At 32.0% G+C, this 22,370-nt stretch carries 22 protein-coding genes; 13 read left to right on the top strand and 9 right to left on the bottom strand.

All coding sequences use genetic code 11. The annotated features are described in order from the left end of the window. The first annotated feature begins 190 nt into the window (after positions 1–190). The 8 genes from OA93_RS24435 (at position 191) to OA93_RS03625 (ending at position 7,684) form a co-directional block, all read left to right on the top strand. Positions 191–367 (top strand): DUF1843 domain-containing protein, encoded by a 177-nt coding sequence (locus tag OA93_RS24435; RefSeq protein WP_081912437.1) that lies wholly within the window; start codon positions 191–193, stop codon positions 365–367. A gap of 74 nt (positions 368–441) precedes the next feature. Beyond that, positions 442–615, top strand: a complete 174-nt coding sequence (locus tag OA93_RS24430; protein ID WP_082001761.1) for a DUF1843 domain-containing protein — start codon at positions 442–444, stop codon at positions 613–615. Between the two features lie 77 nt (positions 616–692). After that, positions 693–2,123, top strand: coding sequence for a radical SAM protein (locus OA93_RS03650; protein WP_039111774.1), 1,431 nt, complete (start codon positions 693–695; stop codon positions 2,121–2,123). Between the two features lie 193 nt (positions 2,124–2,316). Further along, on the top strand, positions 2,317–3,237 hold the full coding sequence (locus tag OA93_RS03645; protein ID WP_039111773.1) for a glycosyltransferase family 2 protein: 921 nt from the start codon (positions 2,317–2,319) through the stop codon (positions 3,235–3,237). Positions 3,238–3,678: 441 nt separating this feature from the next. Beyond that, on the top strand, positions 3,679–3,942 hold the full coding sequence (locus OA93_RS03640) for a hypothetical protein (protein WP_039111772.1): 264 nt from the start codon (positions 3,679–3,681) through the stop codon (positions 3,940–3,942). Positions 3,943–4,052: 110 nt separating this feature from the next. Continuing rightward, positions 4,053–5,894, top strand: coding sequence for a hypothetical protein (locus OA93_RS03635; protein WP_039111771.1), 1,842 nt, complete (start codon positions 4,053–4,055; stop codon positions 5,892–5,894). A gap of 108 nt (positions 5,895–6,002) precedes the next feature. Next, the gene (locus OA93_RS03630; protein ID WP_131474449.1) at positions 6,003–7,193 is read left to right on the top strand and encodes a hypothetical protein; all 1,191 of its coding nucleotides are present in this window, start codon (positions 6,003–6,005) and stop codon (positions 7,191–7,193) included. Between the two features lie 2 nt (positions 7,194–7,195). Further along, entirely contained in the window at positions 7,196–7,684 is a 489-nt protein-coding gene (locus OA93_RS03625; RefSeq protein WP_039111769.1) for a hypothetical protein, read from the top strand. Between the two features lie 29 nt (positions 7,685–7,713). Here OA93_RS03625 and OA93_RS03620 read toward each other — a convergent pair whose 3' ends face one another. The 4 genes from OA93_RS03620 to OA93_RS03605 all read right to left on the bottom strand — a co-directional run bounded on the left by OA93_RS03620 (position 7,714) and on the right by OA93_RS03605 (position 12,697). Further along, positions 7,714–9,123, bottom strand: a complete 1,410-nt coding sequence (locus tag OA93_RS03620; RefSeq protein WP_039111768.1) for a hypothetical protein — start codon at positions 9,121–9,123, stop codon at positions 7,714–7,716. Positions 9,124–9,266: 143 nt separating this feature from the next. Beyond that, positions 9,267–9,851: an ElyC/SanA/YdcF family protein gene (locus OA93_RS03615; RefSeq protein WP_240474656.1), complete on the bottom strand. Its 585-nt coding sequence runs from the start codon at positions 9,849–9,851 to the stop codon at positions 9,267–9,269. Between the two features lie 203 nt (positions 9,852–10,054). Further along, positions 10,055–10,621 (bottom strand): hypothetical protein, encoded by a 567-nt coding sequence (locus OA93_RS03610; protein WP_039111766.1) that lies wholly within the window; start codon positions 10,619–10,621, stop codon positions 10,055–10,057. Between the two features lie 48 nt (positions 10,622–10,669). Next, the gene (locus OA93_RS03605; RefSeq protein ID WP_039111765.1) at positions 10,670–12,697 is read right to left on the bottom strand and encodes a M3 family metallopeptidase; all 2,028 of its coding nucleotides are present in this window, start codon (positions 12,695–12,697) and stop codon (positions 10,670–10,672) included. Between the two features lie 225 nt (positions 12,698–12,922). Here OA93_RS03605 and OA93_RS03600 point away from each other — a divergent pair, with 225 nt between their 5' ends. Next, entirely contained in the window at positions 12,923–13,591 is a 669-nt protein-coding gene (locus OA93_RS03600; protein ID WP_039111764.1) for a hypothetical protein, read from the top strand. A gap of 142 nt (positions 13,592–13,733) precedes the next feature. Here the strand turns inward: OA93_RS03600 and purE are convergent, their stop codons facing one another. The 4 genes from purE to OA93_RS03580 all read right to left on the bottom strand — a co-directional run bounded on the left by purE (position 13,734) and on the right by OA93_RS03580 (position 17,686). Then, positions 13,734–14,219 carry a 5-(carboxyamino)imidazole ribonucleotide mutase gene (purE, locus tag OA93_RS03595; RefSeq protein WP_039111763.1) on the bottom strand — a complete coding sequence of 162 codons (486 nt, stop codon included), beginning with the start codon at positions 14,217–14,219 and terminating at the stop codon, positions 13,734–13,736. Positions 14,220–14,583: 364 nt separating this feature from the next. After that, entirely contained in the window at positions 14,584–15,732 is a 1,149-nt protein-coding gene (locus tag OA93_RS03590) for a 5-(carboxyamino)imidazole ribonucleotide synthase (RefSeq protein WP_039111762.1), read from the bottom strand. A 54-nt stretch (positions 15,733–15,786) separates the two neighbouring features. Next, on the bottom strand, positions 15,787–16,332 hold the full coding sequence (locus tag OA93_RS03585) for a hypothetical protein (RefSeq protein WP_039111761.1): 546 nt from the start codon (positions 16,330–16,332) through the stop codon (positions 15,787–15,789). A 79-nt stretch (positions 16,333–16,411) separates the two neighbouring features. Further along, positions 16,412–17,686 (bottom strand): sorbosone dehydrogenase family protein, encoded by a 1,275-nt coding sequence (locus OA93_RS03580; protein ID WP_039111760.1) that lies wholly within the window; start codon positions 17,684–17,686, stop codon positions 16,412–16,414. 175 nt (positions 17,687–17,861) lie between these two features. On the opposite strand from OA93_RS03580, the gene hpt reads away from it, so the two are divergent. The 4 genes from hpt to obgE all read left to right on the top strand — a co-directional run bounded on the left by hpt (position 17,862) and on the right by obgE (position 21,510). Continuing rightward, the gene (hpt, locus tag OA93_RS03575; protein ID WP_039111759.1) at positions 17,862–18,392 is read left to right on the top strand and encodes a hypoxanthine phosphoribosyltransferase; all 531 of its coding nucleotides are present in this window, start codon (positions 17,862–17,864) and stop codon (positions 18,390–18,392) included. Between the two features lie 91 nt (positions 18,393–18,483). Then, entirely contained in the window at positions 18,484–19,056 is a 573-nt protein-coding gene (locus OA93_RS03570) for an adenylate kinase (RefSeq protein ID WP_039111758.1), read from the top strand. Positions 19,057–19,155: 99 nt separating this feature from the next. Then, positions 19,156–20,430: a hemolysin family protein gene (locus OA93_RS03565; protein WP_082001760.1), complete on the top strand. Its 1,275-nt coding sequence runs from the start codon at positions 19,156–19,158 to the stop codon at positions 20,428–20,430. Between the two features lie 78 nt (positions 20,431–20,508). Next, complete coding sequence (obgE, locus tag OA93_RS03560) at positions 20,509–21,510, top strand: GTPase ObgE (RefSeq protein ID WP_039111756.1); 1,002 nt, start codon at positions 20,509–20,511, stop codon at positions 21,508–21,510. Between the two features lie 74 nt (positions 21,511–21,584). Here the strand turns inward: obgE and OA93_RS03555 are convergent, their stop codons facing one another. After that, positions 21,585–22,115: an outer membrane beta-barrel protein gene (locus OA93_RS03555; RefSeq protein WP_039111755.1), complete on the bottom strand. Its 531-nt coding sequence runs from the start codon at positions 22,113–22,115 to the stop codon at positions 21,585–21,587. Between the last annotated feature and the right edge of the window lie 255 nt (positions 22,116–22,370).

The following is a 22,370-nucleotide window of genomic DNA, read 5'->3' as shown; positions in this document are numbered from 1 at the left end:
GTTTGTTCTAGCTTTGAAATAGGAATAGCCTCAAAAACGTATTATTAAGATGTTTTTGAATATTCTAAAATGCTTTATAACATGTCAAATAAGTGGAGCAGAACCCACTGAAAAAAAACGAACTGTTTCGCACAGTAAAAAGCGAAGGCGGATCTGAAAAGCCATATGAGTAGGAATAAAAACTATAACAATGGGAATAATTATGCCATATGGTGTTGCTATTAGAGAAGCTTTAGTCTCAAATGATTTGGCTAAGATGGAAGCTGTCGCTAAACAAGCAAAGCAAACCATAAAAGACCAAGGAGATCTAACTGTAGCTTTACTAGACTTGCTAGACGCAATAGATTCTTTAAAGAAGAAAAAATAAACTGACTTGTACAGAAAAACAAGGGTGGATCTGAAAAACCTAAAGAGTAGGAATAACTATAAATATAAGACATTATGGCAACAGTGCTTTACGGAGTAGGAATCAGAGAAGCGATTGCTTCAAATGATTTAGAAAAAATGGTTGCAGTAGCTGAACAAGCTAAGAAAACTATAAGAGATCAAAAAGATTTGCATGTAGCATTGGTAGAATTGCTTGATGCAATTGATGCTTTGAAAAAGAAAAAGTAATCTAAAAAAAACGGTTTATTAAGTTTTACTTTTTAAACCGTTTTTTAACTAATTATCAAACCATAAATAGAATTAAGATGGATAAGACTTCGACACGATACAGAGTAAGAGATGATTATGAAACAGCTACCCCGGTTCATGTAGTATGGGAAATTACTTTAGCTTGTAATTTGAAATGCTCACATTGCGGATCTAGAGCTGGAAAAGTTAGGCCTGGCGAATTAACTACTGAACAATGTTTTGGTGTTATTGATAGTCTTAAACGTCTTGGTACAAGAGAAATTTCCATTATTGGTGGAGAAGCTTTTTTAAGAAAAGACTGGCTTGAAATTATCGAAAGAATTCATCAAAGTCGGATTGAATGTTCTATGCAGTCTGGCGCATATAACTTAAACGAAGAGCGAATCATTGATGCAAAAAAAGCAGGAATAAATAATATTGGAGTTTCCATCGATGGAATGCCTGATACACATAATAAAATAAGAGGAAGAAGAGATTCTTTTGAGCATGCAGTTAATTGCTTGCAACTCCTTAAAAAACACAATATAACTTCTAGCGTAAATACAGTAATTACAAAAAGAAGCAAAAATGAATTGAATGAACTTTTGGATGTTCTAATAGAAAATGATGTAAAGAACTGGCAAATACAACTTGCGGTTGCTATGGGAAATGCCGTAGATAACTCAGAAGAATTAATAGTTCAGCCTTATGAGTTAATAGATTTTTACGACGATCTTATCGTAATATACAGAAAAGCCTTAGCGCATAATATCTTAATACAGGCAGGAAATAACATTGGTTATTTTGGACCGTATGAACATATTTGGAGACAGGGAAATGAAAAATATTATACAGGATGTTCAGCAGGACATACAGGAATAGGGATTGAGGCAGATGGTAAAATTAAAGGTTGTCCGTCATTACCCACAAGTGCTTATACAGGAGGTAATGTAAAAGATATGGATCTGGAAGACATTTGGAAATATAGCGAAGAAATGGTTTTTTCCAGATATAGAAATAAAGAAGAATTATGGGGAGGTTGCAAAGGCTGTTACTACGAATCTTCTTGCTTGGCTGGCTGTACATGGACAAGCCATGTGTTGTTTGGTAAGAGAGGTAATAATCCTTTTTGTCATCATCGAGCTTTAGAATTAAAAAAGAAAGGACTTAAGGAACGAATAAGAAAAATACAAGAAGCTCCAGGCGATTCTTTTGATATGGGACTTTTTGAAATTATAGTTGAAGATGAAAATGGAGTAATAGTAGAAATACAATCGCCAAATAGTGAAACTCCTATTTCGGTTCCAGCTACAGAGATTGCAGACAGGGTTCCCAGAATTCCCAAAGCACTTAAGTTATGCAACGGATGTGATAATTATGTTTATGAAGAAGAAACAGTTTGCAGCTTTTGTAACGCCGACGTTCAAAAAGTAAATGATGAATATGCACTTAAAATGGAAAGAGCAAAACAGACACTAGAAAAATTAGAATTATTAATGATGAAATAATGCAGAACTGTTTAAGAAAGGCGGGGCGTTTTTTAATAATCAAGCTTTAATCTTTTCTATCTAATACTAATGAGTTTGTGACATCTTGCATCTACTTGGTTTATTTCGAGGTTAAGATGAATTGGTTGTAAATGTAAATCAAGTCAGAGCATTGATTTATTCGAGATTAGAGTAATGAAAATCATGAAAGATCATGGAACATACAGTTATTATACCTCTTTACAATAAGGAAGCTTACATATATGATACGATTCGTTCCTTGGCTTTTCAGGATAAAAAGGCATCGCAAATTATTGTTATAGATAATTTTAGCACAGATAGAAGCTTAATTTATTTAAAAGATTCGCTATCGTTTTTTGCACCACAATTTTTGCAAACCGATATTCAAATTATCGAATTAGAGGAAAATAAAGGGTCTGGTAATGCAAGGAATATTGGGATAGAACTTGCAACAGGAGATTTTGTGAGTTTTTTGGATGCAGAAGATTGTTATACCTCTTCTTGTTTAAGCGATGTCAATTTGATTATAGCACAAAAAAATATAGATGTTTTGGTACTTGGGATTGTATTGGTTCCATCCGATGATTATTTGCCAAACATTAAATCATTCGAAAGAGAATTAATTCCCCTTTCCGATGAATGGTTTTTAGTACCAAATGCATTGCACACTATTAGTTCGCCAGATTTTATTATGGGAGTTGGCAGTAATGTTGTTATCCGAAAACAATATTTGAAAGAGATTTGTTATGAGATTAATGATTCCTTAAACGAAGGAATTGATTTCTGGTATCATGTTTTAAAAAACCTGCCTCAATCTGCTCGGGTTGGATTACTCAATAAAGCTTGTATTGAAGTAAGAGAGGTAGAAGGAAGTTTATCTCGAAGCAGTTATGCTAATTGGGCAGCATTAGAAATTCCTATCTCAATAAAACGATATATGGGGAGCTCTAATCGATACGATCAACAGTTAATGGGAATGTTATCACAGCGATGGCTAAAACATGCAATGGAGCGATTGCCGTCCTGGCAACAAAAAGCGTTATTTATTTTAAATCATTTAGAGATCTTAATTAAAAACGGCTATTACTTAAAAAAAAGAAGTAAACAAAAATAGAACTATGTATTCAGATTCAATTATCTACCGATGAGTTCTTTTTAAAGATGTTGCTCAATCAGAGATAATATTTTTTTATAAAGTAATTGTCTTTAATTAGATACCCAAAAAAGTTTCATTCCGATTATTATTTACTTCATGGATAAAAAAACCTGTTTTATGACATTTTTTTATTCATGACTTTATGTGCATTGTAATTTTAATGATGAAAATAGAAAAAGATTGTCAATTCAGACAGTCTTTTTTGCTTACTGTTTTTCGGTATAGGTACAAGGGCATGATTTTATTTAAAATATATTTATTTCATTTGAAAATCAGGTATTTATACGTTATTCGAGTTTATGAGATTATTGTTTCTTTATTCTTGAATAATCAAATGGTTTTAATAAAATAAAAATCAGCCCCAATGATTTTTAATCCTTAACCTATAAAAAAATAAATATGTCACACGATCCCCCAAATTTAGATTCTGATACATGGATTTATCGAAACCTGTATTATCATTCAGACCAATCTCTTGGCGAAAAATTTTTAAAAGAGAGAAAGGTTGCTGAGGTTATTAAAGTGCCAAGAATTAATCAAGTCCCAATAAGAGGTTCTTTCTCGATTTCGGCCTTTGCAACAATTGTAGGTAGAGACAGTTTACGTAACGAGAGTAGTATAATGGAAACACTATGTTTAAATCTACAAGAAAACCATCAGTAACTTTCGGATGGAAGTAGTGTGATACTTCTACTAAAAATTCAAAAAAAAATAAAACCAATAATAACACCAATTTGTCAAGATAAATAAGTGTTGTTTAAAACCAAGAAATCATGAGAAAATTGAATATAAAAACCAGCATTGTATTTATTGCAATTGGGATGCTCCTTTTTTTAGGATGCAAGAAAACAGATTTGCTATCTAATACAGATAAAGATTATGAATATTTACCCCAAGATGTAGAACAGTCTTGTGTTGTTACAGATGCCGAATTTAAAACTTGGTTTAAGGGAGGAACAGTTACTGAAAACGGATTAGTTGAGCCTGCAAATAGTGTAACATTCCCTCATAATAACAACTGTGATTTCTATAAATGGTCGGAGCAAATGTTTTTATGGATTACCTCACCCACTTCTAGCGGTTCATATAAAAGCGGAGGAACAGTAATGGAGTCTCCTGTGTTTTATAATGTTTCGGCGGCAGATAAAAACGGAAACCGAGTATTGACTCCCCATGCTCCAAATACTATAATGAGTGCAGTAGGTAATATTGAGCAAACAGGACCAAATAGATTACCGATTGTGTTTGATAAAAGCGGGAAAATGTTTGAGGTAGAACCTCAAGAGAAAAATGAAGCCGTTAAAGATGCTGCAAATAAATCTGTTGTTGTAGGTAAAATAATTGCCAATGCCAATGGATTGCATTCTTTTGTAGATACAAAGGGTAAAGCTATTTCAGGCCCTAAAGCAATAATTGCTGGTAAAGTTCATCCTGAAAATATTGTGCAAGAATTTAAACAGGGAAATAAAATTATTCTTCTTGATTCAAAAGGAAATATAATTGATACTGAGCAAGGACAGGCAGGTTCTAGCGGAGCATTAGTTGCGAGCAATAATTCATTAGTTTATTATATAACAATGGTAAATGATGTTTATGCTTACTTTTTAACTGGTATAAAAGATAAGACATTAAAAGCAAAAGAATTTCCAACGACTGCGGCTGCACGTGACAGTATTCTTGCTTATGCAAAATTGAAAGGTTTTGCACCACCACCAGATCCAGATGCTTTGGCAATGGAGTTAAAAACATCTTGGGTTGAAGCTAAGGATTTACCAAATGCAGAGACTTATATCACAATTAAAGCTAAAATTCCAGTATATGACAAGACAGATCCTAAACTTTGGAAATTAACAGATAAAACAACAGTAACAACATTGGCATTAGTTGGCATGCATGTGGTAGGAAGTGTTGCAGGACATCCTGAAATGATTTGGGCAACTTTCGAACATCTAAAAAATGCACCTAATACAGCATATTCATACACAGATGTTAATGGTAAAGTAAAGCAAGTAAAAGGAGATACTGGTAAAGGATGGCTTTTTAATGATAATGCAAATGATACTGTAGGAGGACAAAATATCCAGAATATGACAGTAGTTAATGATACACTTAATACCGATGTAATTAAAATTGTAAATCCTGCGCTTAATAGTTCTAAAGTCAGAAGAATTATGGCTTGGGGTGTTGCTTCAGATACGATACCAAATGCTGAAGATAAAACGCCTGCAAATTCTAATAGTGAAATCATCTCTATTAATAATGCGGTACGCAAAATGTTAGTTGGTAACGATATCAGGAAAAATTATTTACTAATAGGGGCAACCTGGACTTCTGGAGGTGTTGTACCAAATGGTTATTCATATCCTTATAATGGGACTCCACCAACTCCAGGAAATGCGATTGGCACCGGACGATTAGCAAACACTACAATGGAAACCTTTTTTCAGGCACCAAGTTCAAATGCAGTTGCGAGCAGTGGTACTAACGCAGTTACTTCTTGTTTATATTGTCATGGTTATTCACTAGATCCAAGAACTAAGAATGGGATAAGTCATATATTTAGTGATATTCGTGCATTGCCTACAAATATGAAGAATTTACCGAAATTAAAATAAGTTACTAATTCAATAAAAAAGCCAGTACTAATTTTTTTACTGGCTTTTTGCTTTTATATATTTTATAATAAAGGGTTTGTTAAAATTTCTAAATTTCTATATTTGTGAATGAATAAAATACGTATGGAAAATAATTTCAGATTAAAATTAGGAAAAAACAGCTTAATCCTTTTTGCTTTTGTTACAATTCTAGTAGGTTGTAAACGTATAGAAAAGACAAATGATGATAGTAGTTTAAGCGTGGAAAAAAAACTTGAAATTTCTTCCAAAGAAATACAAAGGATTTTGAGTACAAAAGCGAATCTAGAAAACACACAAGTTTCAGATGAAATGAAATTGAGTATTCCAGAGAACTATTATTTCCGAACAAGTTCTATTAAAAAGGATGAAATCGATGCGGATTCTAAATTTGGGAAAATTGCTTTGGCTACAAAAGATAGTTATGATTATGTCGAAATCATAAATTCCTTGTTTGTTAATAGTAAAGTAGGTGAAGAAAGTGTAGTCATTATAAAAGATGATAATCCAAACCTGCTTACAATCGATGATTTGAAAGAAGACTATGAAATAGAAACTATCTATTTTGAGGATGAAAACAGTATCGTATTTAGCGAAGATAAAACATTTACAACAGTACATTTTCAATACGACCCAAAAACCAAAAGTTATTTGATTTACAGAGGAAGCATTAGTTGGAGCAAAGCTTTTTCTAATGAAGATAAACTCGATTTGGCTTTTTACTTTCTACGAAATGCTAAGAACCTTTTGAGTACTAATTTTATAAAGCAAGAATTTACATGGAAAGATTATGTAGATAACAGACCAAAAATCGAAATAAATTTAATGAAGTTCTATTTCAAAAATTTCAAAAAAGAAATGGGGGCTTTTCTGAATGTTAATGAAATCTCAAGTCCAGAATATGATGGTCATTCATTGGTTAAGTTATATCGATTAGCTCCAAATGGAGATGCTTTGTTTTACGAATATTTAAATAAACTAGAAACTGGACAATCCTATGGGGCTCAAGATACAAAATGGGCTAGTGAGTTATTTTATACAGATGATAAATGTAAGGTAATCCCAAAAGGTAATTCTTCTATCGTAGAGATTACCAGCTTAAATTATGCAGGAGAGGTTTATGAAAAAGAATTTATGGTTTTTTCGATAATCAATTACGACAAAAAAATGTTTTTACTGAAAACAGAAAATAATTTAAATGAAAAAACAACTGATTTTTTCGTCAAGATGTTTAATTATTATTCAGAAAACTTCACTTTAGATTTAGCTAATAAAAAATAATTATGAAAAAAAGTATCGTTAGTTTATTAGTTTTAGCTTTGACTTCCTGCAATCCAGTTGGAGAAAATTTGGGTGAAATGCCGTTGTTCCAAAATGCCATTTCATCAATAGATAGTTTAGATTTAAAAAAAGGAGAAGAAATCGTGTTTTGGTCCAAAGTAGCGACACGCAAAGACTCGTTGTTTTCAAAATATAAGATAAAATACAGTATTAGTCTTAATGGTAAAATTATTCATTTTGACAGTACTTATGTAGAAGATGGAAAACATATCATAAATTCAAAAGTAATAAAAGATGAAATTGTTCATTCCTCTTCAACAGAAAAAGATTCGATAGAACATGTCGAAAATTGGGAATTCGAAATAGAAAATAAATCGTTTAAAATTCCTCAAGACGGAAAGTATAATTTTGACTTTAAATTGGAGGCTCCCGAACTGGATTTTTTTGCAAAGAACAGTAGTGCTACTTCGGTTATAATTAGAAAGAAATAAAAAAAAAGCTGTCAATCGACAGCTTTTTTTTATTGGAATTGTTTGATGTTTTCTTCAAATTCTATTTCATCTTGGTTTTGAAAATATTCGGTATAAAACGATTTGTGAATTATATAATAAAAAACGTAATACACCATAAACACTGAAATTATTGCCAGCCAAAGGAAAGAGAAAATTTTATCCTGAATAAAAAATAGGTATCCTTTTGTAAAATCAAATACCTCTTTGATGTCCTCGTAATAAGTTATGATCGCTATGGCAAAAGGAACAATTTTAGTAGTAACCCTGAATCTCGTTAATAAAATTACGGCAATGATTAACATTGGAATTTTATAAAAAACATTAGGATCTCTATATTCAGCTTCAGTAGAAAAATACCCATAACAAATTAACAAAACAGCGAGAACGCAGTAAATAGCCAGGTGGATATTTCTTTTAGTTTTTAGTTTAGTTATATATTCGGGGATAGATTGGTTGCCTTTTTTTGAAAATAATAGAATAAAAAACGAAATAAGATTTAATATTGGAAGCAATGAAAGAGCGTTGATTACACCAAAATATTTTTTAAGTGAATAATTCCTGTATTGAAGCAAGTTTCCTAGAAAACGACCACTTACAAAGAGGACAAAGAAACTTGATAAAAAGAATAAAACACGAGTATATTCAATCTTATCAAATGCATAAAAAGAAACGCGAAGCGCATTACTGCCTAAATCGATAATGCACATTATTAAAACCGTATAACTAATAATGAATCCCCATTTAAAAAATGAATTAGAAATAGGTTGAATATCTACTGGGTTGATTATTTCTTTTCTAGAATAAATTCGGTTAGATATGTAAAAAAAGCCAGCTAAAACAAGTGCCGTTTTTATTGAAATTAACAGAAAAATAAAACAAACAATTACATCTTGAGTATATGGGGAATCGCTTACAGAGGCAAAGTATTTATAAAACTCATCGACGTCACTCTCTATTATATAAGATAAAACAATTGTTATGACCAACTGAATCAGGAATGTTTTATATTTTGAAAAAGTTGTAGCATGTTTTTCATTTTTGAAATACGAAACCGAAAAGTAAAGCATCGGAATGATAAAAGTAAAAAACTGAACAACTGAATGAATATAGGCGCTATTGGCGATAGGAAGATAATAATCGGCTGTTAGGTACAAATCATTTCTTAACGTAAAATAGGGAATGAATAATAACTGAATAATAATTCCCTTTTTTATAAGGTCATTTTTATAAAAGTACCAAGCAAAAATAAGACTGTGTAAGAACCAACTCTGAGCTTTCCAGATAGTATCATATATGGTTGTTTCTGGTCCGTAAAACGAAACAAAGTAGTTACTACAGTAAAAGAATGCAATAAGTGAAATTAATATCCAAATGGAGTTTAAAGCTCTTTTTTGTGTTGCAGAGTATTTTTCGGTCATTAATAAATATTTAAATGATGTTTAAAAAGATTTATAAACAAATATAAATAATTATATCGCATTAGTAAGAAAACTTTTAGACGCTATAAAAAGGATTAGATTTTAAAAAAGAAAGCCGAAGTTGTTTACTTCGGCTTTTTTACTTATCTTTTGTCTTCTTTAGAATAATTGGAAATACCATTTATATCAATTTCATTTCCTAGAAAATATGGCTCTCGATTTCGTGCAACATCAATAACCGATTTTAATCTCGAAAAGTATTCTCTAAAACATACATATTTGTAGTTTTGATATTCTCTGGCATTAGCAGAAAATCCAATAGATTTTATTCCGAGTTTATCACCAATATAGATGGCTCTATTTAGATGATATTCTTGAGAAATTAAAACAGCGCTTTTTATCTTGAAGATAGATTTAGCTCTAAACATTGTCGAATAGGTATCAAAACCTGCATAATCAACATATATTTTAGTAGTGTCAACCCCGTTTTCAAAACAGTAATTTTTCATTACAGTTAACTCATCGTGTTCATCGCTGCCATTATCTCCAGAAAGTAAAATTTTATTTATTTTCTTCGATTTGTACAATAAAATACCAGCATCGAGTCTGTCTTTTAAATAAGTGCTGGGCTTGTCACCATTGATTCCAGCACCAAAAACAATGCCAACATCGGTTTTTGGAATGTCATTTAAGGAATGATAAATTAAATCATTGGTTTTTGATTTCATATTTACATTGATGTAAATAATTATAATTAATCCAATAATTGAAAGATATATGAGTTTTTTGAAATGTTTTTTCAAGGTCTAATTTGTAAGATTAAGGTTTTTTTTAAAGTATTGAAGATAAGTAAAATTAAGATTAGTATTTTAATCGAAATTAAACAATAAAAAACCGAAACATATGCTTCGGTTTTTTATTGTTTAAAATTTTAATGTTGACTATATTCTTCATTATATAAAAGTTTATATAGAATTGCATAATTACTGTAGGAATTTGAGTTTTGAAAATCAAAATTGCTGTTTATTTTTCCAATCGCTTCATTCATTCCACAATGGAAACATATTTTTAATGCAGCAACAGGCTTTTTGTTTTTTTTGAAAATGAAAATGTCATTATACAAAGGGACACATGCCACTTCATGATATTTTAAATTTATATCATTTGTTACTGTTTCTAATATATTTTTAATTTTATGTTTTGGAATATTTTTACTTGTGAAGCCTAAATCTATAAGTTGATTTTCAAATTTATTGATGTTAATATTTTTATCATCTAAATTGCTGTAAACATCTTGAAATTTCTGATTATTTTCATTCTTTTTTTCAATTTCATCTGAGACGGTAAAGTATAAAATTTCATCAAAATTATTTGTCAAATTACTGTTGCTATTTTTCTTCTGTTGTATTTCTGAACTTGATTTATTAATCTCGTTTTTTTTATTACAACTTGAAAGTAAAATAATAGATATAGATAGGAACCATAATAAGTTTTTCATGCTTTTAGATTTAACCATTATTTATTTCAAAAATCCCACCGACATAAATTATATCAATCCCGCTCTTTTTAATAAAGCTTCTGGTTTTGGTTCCTGACCTCTAAAACGTTTGTACAAAATCATAGGATGTTCAGTTCCTCCTTTAGAAAGTACATTATCTTTAAATTTTGTGGCTACTTCATGATTAAAGATTCCTTTTTCCTGAAAGTATTCAAATGCATCGGCATCTAGAACTTCAGCCCATTTGTAACTGTAATATCCAGAAGAATATCCACCCTGAAAAATATGTGAAAAAGCAGTACTCATTGCATTTTCTTTCACCTCAGGATATAATTGAGTGTCTTTAAATTGTTCTGTTTCGAATGCTTTTAAATCAGTAATACTTGTTGGATCTTGTCCGTGCCAAGCCATATCTAATAATCCAAAACTTAACTGACGCAATGTTGCTAAACCTTCCTGAAAACTTGCACTTTCTTTGATTTTAGTAACATATTCCATCGGAATTACTTCGCCAGTTTCATAATGATTAGCAAACAAAGCCAAAGCTTCAGGTTCGTAACACCAGTTTTCCATAATCTGACTTGGTAATTCTACGAAATCCCAATATACCGATGTTCCAGATAAACTTGGATAAGTTGTATCGGCTAACATACCGTGTAATCCGTGACCAAATTCGTGGAACAAAGTTGTTACTTCATTAAATGTAAGTAATGAAGGTTTCGTTTCGGTTGGTTTTGTAAAGTTACATACGTTTGAGATATGTGGTCTTTCGTTTATTCCGTCTTTTCTGTATTGCGATTTAAATGAAGTCATCCAGGCACCATTTCGTTTTCCTTTTCTTGGGAAAAAGTCAGCGTAGAAAACAGAAACCAATTCGTTTTTATCATTCGTAACTTCATAAGTCATTACTTCTTCGTGGTATTTGTCGATATCAAATACTTCGGTAAAAGTAAGTCCGTATAGTTTTCCTGCAATTGTAAAAGCACCATTTAGTACTTTTTCTAACTGGAAATAGGGTTTTAGTTTCTCATCATCCAGATTAAAAAGCTGTTGCTTTAATTTCTCCGAATAATAAGCACTATCCCATTTTTCTAATTGCTCGATTCCGTCCAACTCTTTTGCAAAAGCAGTAAGTTGAGCAAATTCTTTTTTGGCTGCAGGTTTGGCTTTAGCCAATAAATCATTTGAGAAAGAAAAAACTTTTTCAGGATTTTCGGCCATACGCTCCTCCAGAACAAAATGGGCGTGGGTCTTATATCCTAATAAATTGGCTCTTTCAAAACGTAGTTTTACGATTTTAAGCACAATTTCCTGATTATCGAATTCGTTATTTTGGAAAGATCTTGCTCCAAAAGCGATAGCAAGCTTCTTACGCAATTCACGATTATCAGCATACGTCATAAACGGAATATAACTCGGATGATCTAGTGTGAAAATCCAACCTTCTTTTTCTTGGCTTTTAGCCAATGAACGAGCTGCTTCGATAGTTCCTTCTGGTAATCCGGCTAAATGGTTGTAATCGGTAAGATGTAATTCGAAAGCATTTGTTTCAGCTAAAACATTTTCGCCAAATTGCAAACTTAACTTAGATAACTCTTTGTCGATTTCGCGTAATTGGTTTTTCTTTTCTTCAGGCAAATTAGCTCCGTTTCTTGAAAAGCTTTTGTATTGTTTGTCCAAAAGAGTCGTTTGTTCTGGATTAAGATTTAAACTTTCTTTCTGATCGTAAACGGCTTTTACTTTTGCAAATAAAGCAGCATTTAAGCGAACATCATTTCCAAATTCAGATAATAAGGGAGAAACATCCTGAGCGATTTTTTGCATTTCGTCACTTGTCTCAGCAGAATTTAAGTTGAAAAAGATACTCGAAACACGATCCAGAATATCTCCTGTATAATCCATTGCTACGATAGTATTCTCGAATGTTGGTGCTTCAGTATTATTTACAATTGCATCAATTTCGGCTTTCGCCAAAGAAATCCCTTCCTGAAAAGCAGGAACATAGTCTTCGATTTTAATTTGCGAAAAAGGGGCAGTATTGTGTTTAGTAATAAATGTTGAAAGTAAAACGCTCATTATGATATAATTATTTTATTAATTGAAGTCGATATTTTTGAATCTCAAAGATAGCAATTTATAAAAATCTAATCATCTAAACAGAATCGATTCTCGGCATAAAATCCTCTTAAATTGTGTTATAGATATGTTATTTATTTCTGTGCACGTTTTTAAAAGCGTAAATTGAAAAAATACGATTAGAATTATAAAATACTAATTAGAAATTGTAAACATAGAAAAACGATGAATTATCAAATTGCAATAAAGAGAATAGATACGGTTAATGAAGTAGAAGGATATTGGACTGATGAAGATTTTATTCAGTTATTAGAAAAATTCAACTATCCAGATGGTGCAGCGGCAGAGAAAAGTAGTTTGCCAGAATTATTAGAAATGGCTATCTCCGATTACGAGCCTAACGAAGCAGCCGAAATAGTTTTGGAATATAAATTTAGTGATCGATTAAGCGAAGGGCAAATCGAACAGATATCGCACAATATGTTAATTGACAAGGTTTGTGAAGAATATCCAGAAATAGATATGCAAGGAACTTTGTTTCACATCAATCAGCTGCTTTTTAAAGCATACAACGGAAAATTTCCAAATGCAAAAGCTTCTGTTGTTCATTTCTCTATGACACCAACTGATGGTGAAGCACAAAAGTTGACAGCCGAAAACGTACTGAAATTATTGAATAATGGTTTGTCTGATAGAAATCTTATTAAGAGATTGTTTGAAGATCAAATGTCTCAAAATATTCCATTTCCAGAAGCAGCAGCTATTGTTTGGGAATTGACAACAGAAGATAATGTAAATTATAATCTCGTTACTTCAGAAAACTGGATAAATAAAGAAGATATAACTGAATATGAATTTGAGTCTGTTCTGGAGGAAATTGAAGACGAAGCGTAATTTCAGATTATAAATAAGTTTTTGTTTCACAAAGACTCGCTAAAGAAAAGACGCAAAGATTCACAAAGTTTTTCTTCACTAAAATGTGAAAAAGCTCGGTGAATCTCTGCGTCTTTTCTTTGTGTATCTCTGCGGAATAATTTTACTTTTTCAAACCTTCAGCCGCTTTATTAACCGCTGCTTTTAGTTCTTCTTTGTATGCGATAATTGTATCAAGAACTTTTTTGTCGTGACTTCCGATAATTTGTGCTGCAAGAATTCCGGCATTTTTTGCTCCGTTCAGAGCTACAGTTGCAACAGGAACTCCGCCCGGCATTTGAAGAATCGATAAAACTGAATCCCAACCGTCAATAGAATTGCTTGATTTTACAGGAACTCCAATTACAGGAAGTGGCGACATAGAAGCAACCATTCCTGGTAAATGTGCAGCGCCTCCAGCTCCCGCAATAATTACCGAGATTCCACGAGTGTGCGCATTTTTACTGAAATCGAATAATTTTTCCGGCGTTCTGTGTGCCGAAACGATATCTACCTCGGTTTCAATATTAAATTGTTTTAATATGTCGATGGCATCTTGCATGACAGGCATGTCAGAGATACTTCCCATTATAATGGCTACTTTACTCATGTTTTTATTTTTGTTGTTTTGTTTCAGGTTTAAAGTTTCAGGTTTTCGCTGTGACTGAAAAGTTATTTTGTTTAAAGGAGTTTTAATAATTTATAAATCAAAAATGTAATTGCTAAAATGAATACAATAGAAAACAATGTCAATATTGTAAATGAAAGGAAGCTTTTTATTCGTTCACCTAAATATTCATTTTTATCTGTGAATCTTTCAAAATGAATTTTAAACAAGTTTGAAGGGGCAGATAAATTTAAAAGATTGCTTACTAATTCTATAAAATCCATTTTAATTAAATCAAGATTATAACTGTTTTCTTGTTTTGTTTCAGGTTTTCACTGTGACTGAAAACTGCGACCGAGACTGAAAACTATATACTGATTACTTTTATTGTGTTCTTAACGTCTTCAGCAATTTTTCTGGCTACTGCCATATCTTCATTTACGATTGTTACGTGACCCATTTTTCTGAAAGGACGAGTCTGTTTTTTGCCATATATATGTGGTGTAACACCATTCCATCCTAAAATGGTTTCGATGTTTTGATAAACTACATCTCCAGAAAATCCTTCGGCTCCAACTAAGTTTACCATAACTCCTGCTACTTTACTATCAGTATTTCCTAACGGAAGATCCAAGATGGCGCGTAAGTGGTTTTCGAATTGTGAAGTATAACTTGCTTCGATAGAATAATGACCAGAATTGTGTGGGCGAGGAGCAACTTCGTTTACCAAGATTTCATCATCTTGCGTTTGGAACATTTCAACTGCCAAAAGACCAACATGATTAAATTTCTCCGAAACATTAAGCGCAATCGCTCTTGCTTTCTGAGCTACTTTTTCGTCGATTCGTGCAGGACATATTACATATTCAACCTGATTTGCTTCTGGATGAAATTCCATTTCGACAACAGGATATGTTTTTATTTCTCCCGATGGATTGCGACAAACGATAACAGCAAGTTCATTCTTGAACGGAACCATAGTCTCGGCAATACATTCTACATTTGGTAGATTATCTAAATCTGATGTTTGACGAATAACTTTTACACCATTTCCATCATAACCAAACTCAGTACATTTCCATACAAAAGGCAATTTTAAATCTTGAATTTTAGCTTTTAAACTTTCCAGATTTTCAAATCTTTCAAATGGAGCAGTAGGAATATTATTTTTAATGTAAAAATCTTTTTGGATTCCTTTATTCTGAATTCCTTTTAAGGTTTTTGGCGAAGGGTATACTTTTACGCCTTCATTTTCTAGTTTTTCTAGCGCTTCGAGGTTTACAAGTTCGATTTCGAAAGTCAAGACATCTACTTGTTTTCCAAAATTGTAAACAGTTTCAAAGTCCATTAAATCCCCTTGAAAGAATTTATTACAGGCAATTTTGCTAGGAGCTTCATCGCTTGGGTCTAAAACAGAGGTTTGTATGTCAAATTTGCGAGTGTCAAAAAGTAGCATTTTGCCTAATTGTCCACCGCCTAAGATTCCTAATTTAAAATCAGAAGAAAAATAATTCATTGTTGTGTGTTTGTGATGCGCAAAGATACTTTATAATGATTGAATAGGAAAATGCTATTTTATTTTCTTAAGAACCTCTCTTGCAACTGCTTTATATGCAGCGGTATGATTTGCATAATCCTTAGTTAAGATAATTTGCAATTCGGGATGAATCCAGTCGTAATACTTTCCTAATATGTGTAAAGTTCGCATAGAGTAGGCTTTTGCTGCTACTTTGGTATCGGTAATTAACCAATCAAAACTAGTTTCGATAATATCCTGAAGTTGAGTTTCAGAAAGTGTAATATCTGTTTTTTTATAATGAGAAATAATCAAAAGTTGACAGATTTTGGCAATAGGGCGTATGGAACTTTCATCTTTTAAATTTTTTAGATTCGAACAAAAAAAATCAAGATGAGGTTGTAGCCATTCGAGTTTTTCATAAGATACAAATTCTAAAATCCAGCAGGCTTTGTGTGTGTGTTTGTCATTAATATCGAAGCAAATTGAAATTAATTCGGGGAAATAATCAGGATTTTCCAAAATAGTTTGCGCCCCTTTAAGTCTGTTTTCTCTGTAAGCATTTACGTAATCAAGATTTTTTTGTAATTCAGAGGACATTGATTTTATTTTTTATTTGGAATTGAGCATCTAAAAATAGGTAATTTAATTTTTAAGCAACACTGCCTATTATGAAATCTTATTTATTTGCAGTTACTTTCCATATCGTATTTCCGCTATCATCATTTACAAGAAGTGATCCGTCTTTCATGACAGTAACTGCCACGGGACGTCCGTAAACTTCTGCTTTGTCTTCGCTAGCTACAAAACCAGTTAAAAAATCTTCAGGTTTTCCAGAAGGCTTTCCGTTAACGAAAGGAACAAAAACAACTTTATAACCTGCTATTTTTGCTCGGTTCCAAGAGCCATGTTGACCTACGAAAATTCCGTTTTTGTATTTTGCAGGAAAACTATCTTTATTGTAAAATGCCAATCCTAAAGAAGCGGTGTGTGCACCAACAGAAACATCAGGTACAATTGCTTTGGCGGCTAAATCTTTATCTGCGCCTTTCATTCTAGGGTCTGGAATGTTGCCATAATAAGAATAAGGCCAGCCATAAAATCCATTTAGTTTGACGCTTGTAATATAGTCAGGAACTAAATCGTCGCCTAAATCATCACGTTCATTAACAGCAGTCCAAAGTTCATTATTCACGGGATTCCAATCCATTCCTACTGGATTTCTTAGTCCGGCTGCATAAATTTTTTCGCCAGTTCCATCAGGATTAATTTCTAGAATATTTGCTCGGCGTATTTCTTTATCCATTCCGTTTTCTCCATTGTTGCTTCCTGAACCTACAGAAATGTAGATTTTTGTTCCATCGGCATTTGCAATTAAATTTCTTGTCCAGTGATTGTTGTAACCGCCAGCAGGGAGTTCAAGGATTTTTTCTCCTTGGGATTCTAATTTTAAAGGATTATTTTTATAAGGATAACGATACAATCCATCTGTATTGGCTACATAAAAAAAATCTTTAAGAACTAACATCCCAAATGGTTTGTTGAGATTTTTAAGAAAAACTTCGCGGGTTTCAAATTTTCTGTCTTTATCAGAATCTCTAAAAATTGTAATTTGATTTTTGCTAGTTCTCGTTCCGCTTTCTACTACAAAAATATCATTGTTAGGCGCAATATAGGTCCAACGGGGATTATCGAAACCGTCGGCAAATTTTGTTACCGTAAAACCCTGAGGTGCTATTGGAGTTTTTCCTTCGGGCCATTTGATAACTTTACTACTATTTGTTTTAGATTCGGTGGCGTAGGGAAGAGGTAATGTGATTTCTCCAACTGCCGTTTTTACAATGTTTCCAGATTGATTTGTTGTCGCTTTTTTTTCTTCTTGTTTTGCTTGTCCAATACAAGCTGTCACTAACATTAATAATGATATTGAGAGTATTTGGGAGGTAGTTTTCATTATAGTTTATGGTTAAGATGTTATGGGGTAACAATTTACCGAATTAATGCGTGTTTTTAAAGAATGATTTGTAAATATTTAACATTCAGAAAAAAAATGTATACACTGTATATTTGTTACTTACATTTTGGTTGTAATTCTGTATCTTTGCGCATTATTTTAAATGTAAAAAATAATGATACAACTTCACGATAAACAATTTGTTCCGTTTATTTCGGCTAAAGAAATTGATTTTGCAATTACTAAAATGGTAGCTCAGGTACAAGATGATTTTGGAGATGAAATTCCAATTTTTATTGGTGTGCTAAATGGCTCTTTTATGGTTGTTGCCGATTTTTTGAAAAAATATAAAAAACACTGCGAGGTTACTTTTATAAAAATGGCTTCTTATGAAGGAACAGAAACTACTCATGATGTAAAGCAATTAATAGGTTTAAATCAAGATTTAACAGGGAGAACAGTAATTATCATTGAGGATATTGTTGATACTGGGAATACCTTAGTTGAACTTAAAGAGATGTTTAAAAAACAAAATGTGAAGCATTTAAAAATTGCTACTTTGTTCTTTAAGCCAGAAGCCTATAAAAAAGATATTAAGATTGATTATATCGGAATTCGAATTCCAAACAAATTTATTGTTGGTTACGGTTTAGACTACGATGGTTTGGGAAGAAATTTGGGAGAGGTATATAAATTAGCAGAATAAACTAGAACCAAAAACCAAAGAATTATAAATTAACTATTCACTTTAAACTTCTTTAAAAATAAAAAAGGAAGTACGACACAACACACAAACTATGATTAATATTGTTTTATTTGGAAAACCTGGAGCAGGAAAAGGTACTCAGGCAGAATTTTTAAAAGAAAAATATAAATTAACGCATCTTTCAACAGGAGATATTTTTCGCTTTAATTTAAAAAATGATACAGATTTAGGTAAGAAAGCAAGAGTTTTTATGGACAATGGTGAATTAGTTCCTTGCGAAGTTACTACTGCAATGTTAATAGATGAAGTGAATAAACATCCAGATACTGAAGGATTTTTGTTTGACGGTTATCCAAGAACATTAGATCAAGCAAGAGCTTTGGATAAATTTTTGCCAACAATTGGATCTAGTGTAACTGCTACAATCGCTTTAGAAGCTGATGATGAAATTCTGGTAGCGCGTTTATTAGAAAGAGGAAAAACTAGTGGTAGAGCTGATGATCAGGACGAAGAAAAAATTCGTGTAAGATATCAGGAATATAATGAGAAAACTGCTCCATTAATAGGGTATTATAAAGAACAAAATAAATTCCACGCTGTAAACGGTATCGGATCTATTGAAGAAATAACTGAGCGTTTGACAAGTGTAATTGATAATTTGTAATAAAAGAAAATAGTTTAAAGTTTAAGGTTTGAAATTTGCCTAAGTAATATTTATTTGGGCAAATTTTAGGCTTTAAACTTTAAATGTTTAAATATAAAAATGGAGATACTAATAATATTTTTTCTAATAATTTTAAATGGGGTTTTCTCAATGTCGGAGATCGCATTGATTTCGGCAAGGAAGAATAGATTAGAGACAGCAGCCAAAAAAGGAAATAAAAGCGCTAAAATTGCTCTTGATTTAGCTAATTCCCCAAATAAGTTTTTATCTACTGTACAAATCGGAATTACCTTAATAGGGATTTTGACCGGTATTTATAGTGGTGATAAAATCACGATGGATGTTGAGGCTTTTGTTAGCAAATTTGAAGTTTTTCAACCTTATGCGCATTCTGTTGCTGTAGGGATTGTAGTTGTAGTTTTAACTTTCTTTTCTCTTGTTTTGGGTGAGTTGTTGCCTAAAAGAATTGGGTTGAATCATCCTGAAGCTATTGCTAAAGCGGTGGCTTTGCCAATGAAGATTATTTCGATTATTACGGCTCCGTTTATTTGGTTGTTGACCAACTCGACAGATTTTTTATTGAATGTTTTGCAAATAAAACCTACTGCCGATGGTAAAGTTACCGAAGAAGAAATAAAAGCTATTATTAAAGAAGGTACAGAGGGTGGTGAAGTACAGGAGATAGAACAAGATATTGTGGAACGTGTTTTTCATATCGGTGATAGAAAAGTTAACTCGTTAATGACGCATAGAAAATCAGTGGTTTTTTTGCCATTAAATTCAGATAAACAGCGTGTAAAAGAATTAATTCTAGAAGATTTACACTCCATTTATCCTGTTTATACAGAGAACTATGATGATATTTCGGGAGTTGTTAATTTGAAAACAATTTTTGCCAATATTGAAAAAGAAGATTTCAGTTTAGCTTCTATAATGACCGAAGCTCCTTTTATAATGGAGCAGACGACGGCTTATAAAGCATTAGAGAATTTTAAGAAAACGGGAATACATTATGCTTTCGTTTCTGATGAATATGGAATTTTCCAAGGGATTATAACATTAAATGATATTCTGGAAGCTCTTGTAGGAGACGCTGCCGATTTTTATAAAGACGAATTTCAGTTAATAGAAAGAGAAGATGGAACTTGGTTGGTTGATGGACATTATTCATTGCATGATTTCCTAACTTATTTCGAGTTAGATGAATTAATTAATGATTATGAAGTTACAACAGTAAGTGGTTTAATAATGACTGAATTATCTCGTATCCCTAAAGAAGGAGAGAAATTAATTTGGCAAAAGTTTGAGTTGGAAGTCATCGATATGGATGGCGTAAAGATTGATAAAGTATTAATAAAAGCATTAAAAGGTTAACATTAAAATAGTTTTCAGTTACAGTTTTCAGTCGTAGTTTGCGCTGAAAACTGTAACTGCGACTGAATACTAAGAAATATGACAGAGGGAAATTTTGTAGATTACGTTAAAATATTTGTTTCTTCCGGTAAAGGAGGAAAAGGTTCTACGCATTTACATAGAGAGAAGTTTATTGAAAAAGGTGGTCCAGATGGTGGAGATGGTGGTCGTGGAGGTCATGTTTTTTTAGTTGGGAATAAAGGACTTTGGACTTTGTTTCATTTAAAGTTTGCTCGTCATATTAAAGCTGGACACGGTGGAGACGGTGGAGGTGACAGAAGTACAGGAGCAGATGGTGATGATAAATTTATTGAAGTGCCGTTAGGAACGGTTGTAAAAGATAAAGAAACAGGCGAAACCTTGTTTGAAATTACTGAACACGGAGAAAAACAAATCCTTTCAAGAGGAGGAAAAGGTGGTTTAGGGAACTGGCATTTTAGAAGTTCAACAAACCAAACGCCTAGATATGCACAACCAGGTTTACCAGGTGTAGAAATGGATGTAATCTTGGAGCTTAAAGTTCTTGCTGATGTAGGATTAGTTGGTTTTCCTAATGCTGGAAAATCTACTTTATTATCAGTATTAACATCTGCAAAACCTAAAATTGCAGATTATCCGTTTACTACATTAAAACCAAATTTAGGAATTGTAGCTTATAGAGATTTTCAATCTTTTGTAATTGCTGATATTCCTGGAATTATAGAGGGTGCTGCAGAAGGAAAAGGTTTAGGTCATTATTTCCTGCGACATATAGAACGTAACTCGACTTTATTGTTTCTTGTTCCTGTAGATACGCCAGACATTAAAGCAGAGTACGATATCTTGGTTAATGAATTGACAAAGTATAATCCTGAAATGCTAGATAAAGAGCGTTTGTTAGTAATATCTAAATGCGATATGCTGGATGATGAGCTTAAAGCTGAGCTAAAGGTTGAGCTTGATGTTGCTTTTAAAGATATACCATATATGTTTATATCTTCTGTTGCGCAGCAGGGACTATCAGAATTGAAAGATAAATTGTGGAAAATGTTGAATGATTAATATCTGTAACGGAAATATCATAAAATAAAAAAACCACCAATTGGTGGTTTTTTATTTTATGGGGCAAGGTGTTTTTACAAACTGAAGTTTTTAGAAATACCAATGTTCATTGTTTTTCCAAAATTGAATCCAATACGTTCTTGTCTTGGGTCATTTTTTCCATCAATGTTGTCATAGTTAAGACCTCCTATAGAGAAATTTAAACCAAAACCTCTTTTCATGTTTATGAATAAAGCTGGAGTAATGTAAGCGTACATTCCTTTTGCATCATTTATAGAGTTTTGTTGGTAACCAGATCCTATGTCAGCAAAAATTGCAAACGTTTCGTTTAATGGTCTAGAGTAACGAACAAATGCTCCAATTTTCTGATTGTCAGAATTGTCAGCAAGGTCATTATGAATACTTCCAATAGTAGCATCTACTCCTGCAGTCCAGTTTTCAGAAAACTGATAACCGAATCTTGGAGAGAATTCAAAAGATTCTTTTTTAGCTTCTCCAACTTTATCAGAAGAATATCCAACATTTCCTCCTACAAGGATTGAACCTTTTTGTGCTGTAGCCATTGCAGAAACAACTAAAGCAATACATAATAGTAATTTTTTCATCTCTAATATAAATTTAATTTATGCAAAAGTATAGATTTTTTTATAAGAAATTGATTATGAGTAATTTATTTTTAATAAATTATTTATTACATATTTAATTATGAAATAAAATGAATATATGAAGATAGAATTGTTTTTGATTCTGCGAAATTCATAAATATTAGGTAGGATTTGATTGATATGTTTATTTTAAGGATTGTGGTTAGATGTTTAATTGTGAAAATGCACTATATTCGCAGAACTAAAAATATTTAA

This window comes from Flavobacterium sp. KMS (genome assembly GCF_000813005.1).
Classification (GTDB): domain Bacteria; phylum Bacteroidota; class Bacteroidia; order Flavobacteriales; family Flavobacteriaceae; genus Flavobacterium.
The sequence above is the reverse complement of the archived record's forward strand: the minus strand, read 5'-3'. Positions and strand labels throughout refer to the sequence as shown.